Below are 11,880 nucleotides of genomic sequence, written 5' to 3'. Positions count from 1 at the left end.
CGCTCAGGCCATGATGGCCTGAGCGACTTGAGCGGATGCCGTGGAATCGTAGAGAAGGGTGATGAGTTCGAGCCCAAAAGGCAGAGCCGTTCCCGCACCTCGCGAGGTGGTGATCAGGCCATCCGTGAGGACGGCCACGTCCGCTTGTGCGGACGTCAGCTCAGCATAGGTGGAGTGGTGGGCGGTATAGCGTTTAGCCTCGAGCAGACCCGCATCGTGCAGCACCAAGGGAGCGGCGCAGATGGCGGCGACCGGTTTCTGGTTCTGAATGAAAGCGCGAGCGAGTGTGGCTGGGCGCAGGTCTTCACGGAGCACTTTCACGGCAGGGCCTCCAGGAATGAAAAGCAGATCAAAGCCTGTCGGGTCAGGGATCGCCGCCAGCGTCGTATCCGCATGCATGACAATGCCGCTGCGGCCTGTAACATGGAGGCTCTCGCTCAGAGATGCCATGACCACCTCGGCCCCGGCTCGGCGTAGCAGATCGACGGGAGTCACCGTCTCGATTTCTTCAAAACCATCCGCGAGAAGGCAGAGAACACGTTTCGACATAGGGAGTGAGCGATTAAGATTTAGAGCCCGGTGATTGACGATATTGAGCGATCAACTCACGAATGCGTTCCGCACGATTGGTGGGGGCCGGATGGGTGCTCATAAACTCAGGTTGATTGCTGCCGCTGCTGGCCTTGGCGAGGATGTCCATCACGCCGATCATCGCTTCAGGGTTGTATCCGGCCTCGATGAGGAAACGAACCCCGAGAGCGTCAGACTCCAGCTCATCATCCCGCCCATACTTCATCACCCGCATATTCGCCACCATGCCCGCGATTTGTGCGCCTGCGTTACTTTGCCCATCCGAGAGCAGCACCCCGGCACCCTGGGCCAAGCCACTCCAGAGACGGCTCGTGGCCATTTGTTCATTGGAGTGTCGGCCCACCACGTGACCGATTTCATGGCCCAGCACCCCGGCCAATTGGTCTTCGTTCTTGAGTAAGCGGAAAAGAGCCTCGGTGATGAAGATCTGGCCGCCAGGGAGGGCGAAGGCGTTGATCGTTTGTCGATCTCCCAGCAGATGAAACTCGAAGCGATAGGGCGTCTGTCGGGCCAGCGTGCTCCTAACCAATTTTTCTCCCACCCGATCCACCAGCCCCTGGGCCTGCATGTCTCGGGATTGCCCTCCCATCTGCCGGATCATCATCGGCGCGGATTGTAGCCCGAGCGCGATCTCCTCCTCGGGGGTGGCAAAAGCGAGTCGTTGAGTGCGCCCGGTGAACTCGTTTTGATACTCCGTCGTTCCGAGATAATGATAGGCCAGAGTTCCACCTATGATCAGCACGGCTAAGAGCAGCCGAGGATGACAGCCGATCCCTCGGCGCCCCTCTCCATCGAAAGAAGGGCTGATCGAGGCATAGAAACGAGAGAAAAATCGCATCATGGGAATTTATTATAAGCGGGCTTGCTCCGATGTCACGACTGGCCAAATGAAAAACCCGCTGGCGATAACACCAGCGGGTCATTCTGATAGAGTTAGGACTCTGAAATGTGATTAATCTTCGCTCTCGCGGCGGTCGCCTGGAGCGATGGGCTTGGCACCACTGAGTTGGAGGGCGCGGCTCATGAAATCTTTACCACTGAGCTCCTGCACAGCGCGGCGTGCTTCTTCCACGTTGGACATGGTGACGAAGGCAAAGCCTTTAGAGCGTTGGGTGCGGTTGTTGACCACGACTTCACAGTTGCGGACGGAACCAACGCCGCTGAAAAGCTCAAAGAGGTCACTCTCAGTGGCGTCGTAGGAGAGGTTGCCCACGTAGAGGCGTTCGGTGGTGATGTCGGCAGGGTTGACCTGCTGAGGCTCACGGCGGGGTTTGGGCTCACGTGGTGGGCGTGGGGATTCGTTGCGGGAGCCATTGCTAGGCTGTGGCTGCCTGGACTGAGGCTGAGCAGCGCGGGGAAGGGCTTTCGGTTTGCCGAGCAGGCCGAAGCTGATGACGCTGAGGAATTTCTGAAGGCCGGTAGGCTCTTTATGTCCGGCCCGTGGGGTGCTGCCAGGGCGAGGGCCCTGACCACTGCGATTCCTGCCTCCGCGGTTGCGGCGGCGGCGGTTGTTGCCTTGTGTTGTCGTATCTGACATGGATGTACTTTCGTTCTGGGGTGGGTTGGGTTGGTGGCACCGCGCCATGAGGCGTGCTAAGGGGCGACAGTCGGGAGGGACCGCAGGTGGTCCCGTCCTCGAGGTCGAGCCGTGTGACTAGCCGCCAATGCGGATCGTCGCAGCCCCACAGGGTGCCGCAGTCAAAAGGGCCGGACCATCTGGGTCCCCGGTGCTGGGTGTGACACTCACGAGTCACGAAGAAGCCGCCCCGCGATGCAATCGCTGGTCCATTCAAAGCATAAGGCACGTTCAGAGAACTGTCGTGGCGCATTCCGCAAGTAGGTGGGGGAGTTCGGCCTCAGAGCACCGATGCCCTGGCTTAACTGCGAAATCAGCCTAACTGTCTGCGTGACGTCGGTCAACTGCGGATTCAGCCCCCCCTGGGGAAACTCTTCATCGAAAGAAACTTTCCCTCGCCAACGATAATGCCGACTGACATTCTCCTTTTCATGAAGACCGCCCTCGTTTTGTCCTCCCTATGTTTGGCCACTTTTGCTGTGGCAAAGTCGGACTGGAGCCGTTTCAGAGGGCCCAATGGCACGGGTGTGGCGGAGGCTGCCGGACTTCCCACCGAAGTCACGGCTGACAATACGGTTTGGAGTGTGCCTCTCGATAAAGGGTGGTCTTCACCGGTTTTGTGGGAGGACCGAATTTTTGTCACGGCGGAGACCGGGGCAGGAAAACACGGGGTGATTTCGCTCGATGCAAAGACTGGAAAGGAAGTCTGGCGTTACGAGGATGTCTTTACCGAGCATAAGAAGCACAATTTCAACAGCTTTGCCAGCAGCTCCGTTTTTGTGGATGCCGAGCGCATCTATATCAATTGGGAGACGGGAAACACCATCCAGGCTCTGGCCCTGGATCATCAGGGAAAGCTGATCTGGAAAAATGAGCACGTCGCCGACTACATCCACGAGCACGGAACAGGTGTGTCGCCCATCGTCGTGGATGGGATCTTGATTGTGCGCAGCGAATTCGACTGGCAGCGGGACGGTAAAATTTACACGGAAGACCCCACCGAGCAGACGTGGAAAAGCTGCATCGTCGGGCTCAATGCTGCCACAGGGAAGCAGGTGTGGAAGCTGGAGATTCCTAACTGCCTGAATACTTATTCCACGCCCGTGGTGAACGTGAAGGCGGATGGTAAAAAAGAGATCATCTGTGCCAACAATGCCAGCGGGGTGATGGGCATCGATCCTGCACAGGGCAAGATCAACTGGCAATACAACCCCGGTTTCAAGCAACGCAGTTTAGGCTCAGGAGTTCTCCATGAGGGGGTCTATTTCTGCACCTTCGGCACCGGTGGTGGTGTTAAAGAGTTCGCGGCCATTGATGTCACGGGACCACAGCCCAAACCTGTGGACTTCGCCTTCAGTAAAGGCCTGCCTTATGTGCCCTCGCCGTTGGTGATGGGTGACAACATGTATTTGCTGGGAGATGGCGGCATCCTCAAGACGGTGAAGTTTAAGACGGGTGAGTTGATCTATGAAGAGCGGGTCAATGGCAGCAAAGGCAGCAGCAAGTTTTTCAGCAGCCCTGTCGCAGGGGATGGGAAAATTTATTGCGGCAGTCAGCAGGGGGATTTGATCGTCATCAAGGCTGGCGATAAGTTTGAGCAGCTTTCCGCCAACAAGTTGGATAGTCCCATCAATGCCTCACCCGCAATCGGTGACGGTCGAGTTTATGTGCGCACGGAGAAGATGCTGTGGTGCATCGGTGCCAAGACACCGCCCCTGCCTTGAGTCTGCATCTTCGGTGAAGACTGAGACACGGCGGGAAAATCGTGATGCATTTGGCACGATTTTACGGGTTTGTGATTTCGTTTCATTTTGCAATGAAATTGAAATTTTAGGGCATTTTCTCGTGCAATATGGGCAAAATGAGGTGAACGATGAACAAAGTGCTGGCTCAGCGCTTCCAAAACTGAGTCATGAAACGCATCATACCTCTTCTCCTCCTGACTCTAGCCGTGCCTGTGTCAGGAGAGACAACGGTGAAAAAGCCCGCCAGTTCCTCCAAGAGCGATGGCACAAAGGAAGCGGGCTCTAACGCAACCGCAGGGTCTTCGTCTCAGCCCAGGTCATCCAAACCGAAGACGGACGACGTCAAGGAAGGCCCTCAGACGGAAGGCCCTCCCGTAGCTGCGGTGAGCAGCATTGATCCCGAGGACATTCAGGGCTTCGAGCATTATGCCCCTCAAATTCAGGAACTGATTCGCAAGTGCTTAGGGCTGACCAAGTTGAACTTAACCTATTCCTTCGGTTCAGCGGATCCTAAAAACGGAGGCATGGATTGTTCGGGGACGATTTACTTTGTCCTCCATGATTTCGGTTTCAAAGGGGTGCCGCGGCAGTCCAATGAAATGGCGGAGTGGGTGGAGGATAAAACGCTCCTGTATCGGGTGGATTCTGCCGATTCCTTATCCCATGCCGAGTTTTCATCGCTCCAGCCGGGGAACCTCTTGTTTTGGTCGGGGACCTACGATGCCGGGCCTCGTAAGACACCTGTCACGCATGTGATGCTCTACTTGGGCAAGCTGAAGAGCAGTGGCAAGCACATCGTCTTCGGCGCGAGTGATGGCCGCGCGTATCAGGGCAAAAGGCGCTCGGGAGTCAGTGTGTTTGACTTCTCTCTTCCGAAATCAGCCAGCACCGCCAAATTTTATGGCTATGGGATGATTCCCGGTGTGGGAAAAATAGATCCACCGAAACCCGAACCCAAGCCTGTGCCGCCCCAAGTCGTAGCGAGCCAGCCCCTAACCCCGACCAAAGCCCAGTCGGCAGAGGTCAAAAAAACGGTGAAGGTGGCATCTGTCGCGCCCACGGAAACGGTGAAAAAGAAGGAGCCCCCTCCTCAGACCGAGACGATGGCGAAACCTCGCACAGTGCCCGTCATCGTCGTGGCAGAAGCTGGACCCAAGCCTGAGACATCGTTAGCGGTGACCAAGCCCATGGAAGAAGTCCGTCCGGCAATCCGCGTCGAATCTGACGCGAGCGATCCGCCTGGGGTGGCCAAGGAAAATAAGCCCGTTCAAGTGGCCAGTTCATCCAGCAAAAGTCTGGATCAAAGCTCAGTGAACTCGGTGAAAAACACCTCCGCCATCAAAAAGCCAACCTCATCGAGTTCGAGCCAAAAATCGAAACCTGTGGTGAAGCGCAAACCTGCGCCTCCACCGCCGACACCGATGGAACGGGCTCAGCGTGCGGCCAAAAACTTCTTTGAAAATGTGAAGCGATCCTTCCCCTAGGGCGGGTTTGGGGGCGAGCGGAAGCCTCGCGGTGGAATATCATGCCAAGTAAGCTCTTGCACTCTGGCGTTTTCCCCCGAATTTCCGCGCCCCTATCGTTTAGCCATGATTCCAAACGCCTACCGCTCTCTTCATTGCAATGCCGTCCGTCCCGAGCACATCGGCCAGAACGTCACGCTGAGTGGATGGGTCAATTCGGCTCGTGACCATGGCGGCGTGATTTTCATTGACCTTCGTGACCGTGAAGGCCTGACCCAGGTCGTCTTCCGCCCCGAAGAAAACGCTGACGTGGCTGCCCTGAGCCACACCCTGCGTGATGAGGACGTGCTGCAAATCACGGGTCGTGTGGAAAAGCGTCTGACGGGCACGGAGAACGCCAAACTGCCAACGGGTGAAGTCGAGATCGTCGCCAGCGAGTTGAAGATTCTCAACAAATCTGACGTGCTGCCTTTCCACCTCGACCGTGAGCTGTCCAACGAGGACATGCGCATGAAGTATCGTTACCTGGATCTGCGCCGCGAGCGCATGAACCGGAACATCCGCACGCGCCACAAGATCACCAACGCCGCCCGTAACTATCTCGACGGTGAAGGTTTCATCGAGGTCGAAACGCCAATCCTTTCCAACCCGACGCCAGAAGGTGCTCGTGACTTCCTCGTGCCTGCACGTCTGAGCCCAAGCAAGTTCTTCGCCCTGCCTCAGGCTCCGCAGCAGTATAAGCAGCTTCTCATGGTCGCGGGTCTGGAGCGTTACTTCCAGATCGCCCGCTGCTTCCGTGACGAAGACCTGCGTGCTGACCGTCAGCCTGAGTTCACTCAGATCGACATTGAGGCGAGCTTCATCGAGCAGAACGACATCATCAATCTGGTGGAAGGTCTACTAGCCAGCATGTTCAAGGCCGGTCAGGGCGTGGACATCCCGCTACCTTTCCAACGCATCACCTATCAGGAAGCCATGGACCGTTTTGGCTCCGACAAGCCAGACACCCGCTATGGCAACGAGATCGTGGACATGGCCGATGTGTTCGCCAACTCCGGCTTCAAAATCTTCCGCACCACGCTGGAGAACGGCGGTGTCGTGCGTGCGATCAACGCCAAAGGTTTCGCCGGTATCACCACCGGTCAGATGATCCGCCTCAATGAATTGGCCATCCAGGCTGGCATGAAGGTGAAGCAGCTTGCTTTCATCAAGGTGGAGCGCAACGAAGCCGGTGTGCTGGAATACAAGAGCCCGCTATGGAAGTTTTTCGGTGAAGACGAGCAGAAGGCACTGATCGCCAAACTGAATGTCGAAGAAAACGACATCGTATTCTTCTATGCCGGTTCCTGGGATGAAGCCTGCAACATCCTTGGCCGCGTGCGCATCGAGATCGCCAACATGATGGAGCTCACCAAGGGCAGCAAAGCTCTGAACTTCCTCTGGGTGGTGGATTTCCCATTGCTCGCTTTCAGCCCTGAAGATCAGAGCTGGGTGGCCGTGCACCATCCGTTCACGCGTCCAAAAGCCGAAGACGTGGCTCTTCTGGATGCCGGTGAGTATGCCAAGGTGCGTGCCGAAGCCTATGACGTGGTCCTCAACGGCTACGAACTCGGCGGCGGCTCGATCCGAATTCATGAGAGTGATCTTCAGGCGAAGATGTTCAGTGTGCTCGGCGTGACACCTGAAGAGCAGGAACTGAAGTTCAGCCACATCCTCGAAGCCTTCAAATTTGGTGCGCCTCCGCATGGTGGCCTTGCCCTTGGTTTGGACCGTATCTCCATGTTGGTTTCCGGTGAGGACAGCATCCGCGAAGTGATCGCCTTCCCGAAAAACAACAAGGCCTGCGACCTCATGACCGACAGCCCGACCACGGTGGACTTCAAGCAACTCCGCGAGCTGTATGTGCAGAGCACCTGGAAGGAGAAGAAGAAGGAAGAAGCCACTGCGACCGTGCAGCCTGTCGCTTAATTCCGATCCCATTCTGAAGACCCCGCACGATGTATCATCGCTGCGGGGTTTTCTTTTTGCAGAGCAACTGGACGTCGGCTCCAAGCGTTCTTGAATGATGGGTTATTTATGCCTGAATCCATTCTTACGGCCACAGACTTGCAGCGCAGTTACATCCTGTCTGAGGCGACGGTGCCAGCTCTGCGCGGTGTTTCTCTTTCCTTGGACGAGGGTTCATTTACCGCCATCATGGGGCCGTCCGGATGTGGTAAATCCACGTTGCTTCAGCTTTGTGGGGCCATGGATAAGCCTGACAGTGGTTCGTTGAGGTTGGCAGGAGATGAGATCAGCAAGCTCACGGATGAAGAGCTGACGCTTTTACGGCGCACCAAGATCGGCTTCGTTTTTCAGTTCTTTAACCTGCTGCCAACGTTGACGATTCAGGAGAATATTGCCATGCCCTTGCTGCTGGCACGGCAGTCAGAAAAGATCGCGTTTGATCGTGCCCGTCACCTTGCCTCACAGCTTGGGATTGAGCACAGGCTGGGGCATTATCCGAATCAAATCTCGGGAGGCGAGGCTCAGCGGGCAGCTTTAGCGCGTGCGATCATTCATGAACCGGTTCTCCTGATCGCAGATGAACCCACAGGAAGCCTGGATAGTGTGAATGGAGGTAAGGTTCTGGAGTTGTTTCAATCCTTGAATCAAGATCTCGGCATCAGTATCCTGATGGCTACCCATGATGCGCATGTGGCTCAAGCGGCCAAGGTCACGATTCACATGAAAGATGGAAAGGTGGTGCTTTGATGACGCCTAACCATGAACGGGGATTGAGTGGCGGCCCCAGCGAACGCTCGGCCTTGTCTGCGTTCGGCTCCTTGTTTTATCGCTTCATTTTACGGCCCTTCCTTGCTGAGCCTGTGCGCACGGCCCTGACGGTTTTGGGCATCATGTTGGGAGTGGCGGTCATGCTTGCCATACAGTTGGCGAATAGCGGTTCCTTGCGCGGATTCTCTGCGGCACTGGATGCCGTTTCAGGTAAGGCATCTTTGGAGATCACGGCTCCGCCGTTAGGTATTGATGAACGATGGCTTCCTGATTTGGCTTGGTTGAGAGAGTATGGTGTCGCGACCCCACTGATCGAGGCGGATGTTTTGTCGGTGACGGACCATGGGCGTGAGACTCTGCGCTTAATCGGTGTGGATGCCCTTCGTGATCCGGCTCTGCGTGACTATGCGATTGGCCATGAAGGTGATGATGCCGTTGCAGCTACCGGCATGCAGCTCATGAGTTTTCTGGGAGAACCGGAGACCATGCTTCTCTCGGCCTCGTTTGCGAAGCGCCATGGCCTTCAAGCTGGGGATCCCATCAAACTGTGGATTGGAGATCGTGAGCGAGTCTGTCGTATTGCGGGTGTTTTTGGGGAAGCCTCGGCGGCCAATTCAGCCACTCCTGGGGCAGCTTTAGCGGCTCAATCTCTGGCGATCCTGGACATCGCCAATGCACAAGTATTGCTGGATAAGGCAGGTCGAGTGGATCGCCTGGAGCTTCGACTTGATGAAGGCGTGGATGTTGCAGAGGCCGAACAAGGTATCCGACAACGATTGCCCGAACGGTTCACACTCCAGCGTCCGCAGCGGCGAACGGCGGCGGTGGAGAAAATGCTGGCGGCCTTTCATTTCAATCTGACCATGCTGTCAGGCATCGCTCTGGTGGTCGGCGTGTTTCTGATCTATAACACCATTTCAGTCGCCGTCATGACGCGGCGTCGTGAAGTGGGGATGCTGCGAACTCTCGGGGTGACTCAACGGCAGGTGATGAGCTTGTTTCTGGGTAAAGCAGCTCTATTAGGAGTCTGTGGTGCCCTGTTGGGGGTGCCTTTGGCCAAAGGCTTGGCCGAGGCAGCGGTGGCATTAACCTCCACCACGGTGGATACGCTTTACATCGCGGCCGCTGCTCAGGTGCCTGAACTGAACTGGCTGCACTTCGTTTTAGCCTTGGGCGTTGCAGTGCCGCTGTCTCTTCTTGCGGCTATGCTCCCCGTGCGCGAAGTCGGTCGTGTTTCTCCGGTGGAAGCGATGCGTGAAAGTGAAGGGCATGGAGTTCAAACGGTGTCGAAGACACAGGCCCTGCGGGCTTGGCTTGGAGCTTTGGCCAGTGGCGGTGCTGGTTACTGGGCAAGCCAACAACCCGCTGTCTCTGGCTTGCCGTTGTGGGGATACTTCACTTGTTTTTGTGCGATCATCGGGATGTCTCTGTTGGTGCCCCTGCTTTTACGCGGAACCGCTCAAGCGTTGAGGGGTGTGTTGGGCCGTGTCTTTGGGATCGAGGGGAGGTTAGCGGTGGCTCAGATTCGGGCTTCAACGCATCGTCTGTCCATTTCTGTTGCCGCTCTTGCTGTGAGTCTGGCGCTCACGGTTGCCATTGCCGTGATGGTGGGGAGTTTCAGACAAACGGTTCTGTATTGGGTGGATCAGACTTTGGGAGCGGACTTGTATGTTCGTCCCGGCACGCCTGCACGGAGTCAAAGTCCCCCCACGCTTTCTGACGAGACCTTGCAGACCTTGCGTGATCACCCCTCTGTTGAGGTTGTCGAGACCTACCGCTCGACCGATATGCTATATCAAGATCGAATGATCAAACTGGGCGCGGGAGACTTCGCTATTCAATTGCAGCATGGTCGGATTGCGTTCAAGACACGTGGGGATTCAAAGCAATTGCTGAAACAAGCGAAGGAGCAGCAGCAGGTCTTTGTGTCGGAAAGTTTTGCTCTGCGATTTCAGGTGAGGGAAGGGGATGTGATTTCCTTGAGGACACCGAAGGGAGAAACTCGGTTTACCATCGCAGCCTTGTTCTATGATTACTCCAACGATAGCGGGACCATCAGCATGGATCGTGAATGGTTCCAATACTGGTTTGGGGAAAGTCAGCCGACCCACGTGGCAATGTATTTGAAAGCGAGAGCCGATCCTGAGACTGTGAAAGCCGACTTGGTGCAACGACTGGATGGCCGCGGCTTCGTTTCGATTTTCACCAATGCCGGATTGAAATCAGAGGTGCTTCGAATCTTCGATAGCACGTTTGCCATCACCTGGGCGTTGGAGATCATCGCTGTCCTTGTGGCGATGGCGGGCATTGCGGTGACGATGATGACCTTGGTGTTGGAGCGCCAAGCGGAGATCCGGTTGTTGAGGATTGCAGGTGCGGAAGTGGCTCAGGTCCGACGCACGTTAATGTTGGAGTCTGGCTTTCTTGGAGCTGTGAGTCAGGGCTTGGGTTTGGTGGTCGGGCTGCTGCTCTCGTTGGTTCTGATTCATGTGATCAATCCGCAGAGCTTTGGTTGGAGCATCCGTTTTCATATGCCATGGGGCTTTTTGATGGGGGCGACTCTGCTCACCATTGCCGGAACGGTGTTCGCCGGTTTATGGCCTGCACGCCGTATTTTAGCCAAGGGGCTAGGTGTCGTTGTGTTGTGGATGGGCTTCACGCATCACAGCATCCAGGCTCAGTCTCCCGAGTGGAAACCCGCAGTTCCAGGCTATCAATACCAGTTTCCACGCGATCACGGCCAGCATCCTGAGCACAAGATCGAGTGGTGGTATTTCACAGGCAATCTTCAGGGCGACCAGGGAAACAAGTTGGGCTATCAACTGACGTTTTTTAGAATCGGGGCGGTCAATGTACCCCAAGTGAAATCCCCTTGGGCTCTGCGTGACGTGTGGATGGCGCATTTTGCCATTAGCGATCTGAGCGGGCAAAAGTATCGTTGTGGAGATCGCTTGAATCGCGAAGGCCCGGGTTTGGCGGGGGCCAACGAAAAGCGTGTTTGGAATGAAGATTGGCAATGCACAATGACTTCCGAGGGAGCCTTTCATCTCCAAGCGAAAGATCGGGACTTTGCTCTCGATTTGACTCTGCAATCCGGTAAGCCCGCCGTGATTCATGGCCAGGACGGAATCAGCCAAAAAGGAGTGACACCCGGCAATGCGAGTCACTACTACTCGCTGACGCGCATGCCTACTCAGGGGGAGGTCGTGTTAGGCACCAAGCGTTTTAGCGTGTCTGGCGAGAGTTGGATGGATCATGAATTTGGCACCAGCTTTTTGGAGCCGGGCACGGTGGGCTGGGATTGGTTCAGCATTCAATTGGATGATGGCCATGAACTGATGTTGTTTCAGTTGCGAGGTGGGTCGGCGGATCAATCGAGTGCCGGAACGATCATCGATCCCCGGGGGCAGGTGACGAGTCTCAACGCTGAAGATTTTCAGCTCACGCCGGGGGCCGTGTGGACCTCTCCTGGCGGGGCTCGTTATCCGGTCGAGTGGCAGATCAGCATTCCCAAAAATGGGATCCAGTTACACAGCCGAACGAGATTGCAGGATCAGGAATTTCAATCCGAAGCGACACCGGGACTTGGCTACTGGGAAGGCGCCGTCGAGTATGGGGGAGAGGTGCAGGGAAAACCCGTGCAGGGGCGTGGCTACCTGGAAATGACTGGCTACTCAGGAAAATCCATGAGCCTATGGTTCGGCCAGAAATGAAGACGGCCTCTCCTTGC

General features: G+C 56.2%; 8 protein-coding genes. 5 read left to right on the top strand and 3 right to left on the bottom strand.

The features are described 5' to 3' along the window. Positions 1 to 3: 3 nt before the first annotated feature. The 3 genes from B5D61_RS13095 to B5D61_RS13085 form a co-directional block, all read right to left on the bottom strand. Positions 4 to 549 carry a DJ-1/PfpI family protein gene (locus B5D61_RS13095; RefSeq protein WP_078813849.1) on the bottom strand — a complete coding sequence of 182 codons (546 nt, stop codon included), beginning with the start codon at positions 547 to 549 and terminating at the stop codon, positions 4 to 6. A 13-nt stretch (positions 550 to 562) separates the two neighbouring features. Beyond that, the gene (locus tag B5D61_RS13090) at positions 563 to 1,432 is read right to left on the bottom strand and encodes a M48 family metalloprotease (protein ID WP_245846537.1); all 870 of its coding nucleotides are present in this window, start codon (positions 1,430 to 1,432) and stop codon (positions 563 to 565) included. Between the two features lie 111 nt (positions 1,433 to 1,543). Continuing rightward, complete coding sequence (locus B5D61_RS13085) at positions 1,544 to 2,128, bottom strand: RNA recognition motif domain-containing protein (RefSeq protein ID WP_176159411.1); 585 nt, start codon at positions 2,126 to 2,128, stop codon at positions 1,544 to 1,546. Between the two features lie 470 nt (positions 2,129 to 2,598). Here B5D61_RS13085 and B5D61_RS13080 point away from each other — a divergent pair, with 470 nt between their 5' ends. The 5 genes from B5D61_RS13080 to B5D61_RS13060 all read left to right on the top strand — a co-directional run bounded on the left by B5D61_RS13080 (position 2,599) and on the right by B5D61_RS13060 (position 11,863). Beyond that, positions 2,599 to 3,891, top strand: coding sequence for an outer membrane protein assembly factor BamB family protein (locus tag B5D61_RS13080; protein WP_176159410.1), 1,293 nt, complete (start codon positions 2,599 to 2,601; stop codon positions 3,889 to 3,891). 188 nt (positions 3,892 to 4,079) lie between these two features. Then, positions 4,080 to 5,396, top strand: a complete 1,317-nt coding sequence (locus B5D61_RS13075; protein WP_078813846.1) for a C40 family peptidase — start codon at positions 4,080 to 4,082, stop codon at positions 5,394 to 5,396. A gap of 105 nt (positions 5,397 to 5,501) precedes the next feature. Next, the gene (aspS, locus tag B5D61_RS13070) at positions 5,502 to 7,343 is read left to right on the top strand and encodes an aspartate--tRNA ligase (RefSeq protein ID WP_078813845.1); all 1,842 of its coding nucleotides are present in this window, start codon (positions 5,502 to 5,504) and stop codon (positions 7,341 to 7,343) included. 108 nt (positions 7,344 to 7,451) lie between these two features. Further along, complete coding sequence (locus B5D61_RS13065) at positions 7,452 to 8,129, top strand: ABC transporter ATP-binding protein (RefSeq protein WP_078813844.1); 678 nt, start codon at positions 7,452 to 7,454, stop codon at positions 8,127 to 8,129. Positions 8,130 to 8,182: 53 nt separating this feature from the next. Then, a complete protein-coding gene (locus B5D61_RS13060; RefSeq protein ID WP_176159409.1) occupies positions 8,183 to 11,863 on the top strand; it encodes a lipocalin-like domain-containing protein in 3,681 nt (1,226 codons plus the stop codon). Positions 11,864 to 11,880: the final 17 nt, after the last annotated feature.

The organism is Prosthecobacter debontii, assembly GCF_900167535.1.
Classification (GTDB): Bacteria; Verrucomicrobiota; Verrucomicrobiia; order Verrucomicrobiales; family Verrucomicrobiaceae; genus Prosthecobacter; species Prosthecobacter debontii.
Note: the sequence above shows the minus strand (reverse complement) of the source record. Positions and strands in the feature narration are given on the sequence as shown.

Excerpts from the sequence above, each read along its gene's own strand:
- B5D61_RS13075 (WP_078813846.1), top strand. The coding sequence starts at position 4,080 with ATGAAACGCATCATACCTCTTCTCCTCCTGACTCTAGCCGTGCCTGTG.
- B5D61_RS13080 (WP_176159410.1), top strand. The coding sequence starts at position 2,599 with ATGAAGACCGCCCTCGTTTTGTCCTCCCTATGTTTGGCCACTTTTGCT.
- B5D61_RS13090 (WP_245846537.1), bottom strand. The coding sequence starts at position 1,432 with ATGATGCGATTTTTCTCTCGTTTCTATGCCTCGATCAGCCCTTCTTTC.
- B5D61_RS13065 (WP_078813844.1), top strand. The coding sequence starts at position 7,452 with ATGCCTGAATCCATTCTTACGGCCACAGACTTGCAGCGCAGTTACATC.
- aspS (WP_078813845.1), top strand. The coding sequence starts at position 5,502 with ATGATTCCAAACGCCTACCGCTCTCTTCATTGCAATGCCGTCCGTCCC.
- B5D61_RS13085 (WP_176159411.1), bottom strand. The coding sequence starts at position 2,128 with ATGTCAGATACGACAACACAAGGCAACAACCGCCGCCGCCGCAACCGC.
- B5D61_RS13095 (WP_078813849.1), bottom strand. The coding sequence starts at position 549 with ATGTCGAAACGTGTTCTCTGCCTTCTCGCGGATGGTTTTGAAGAAATC.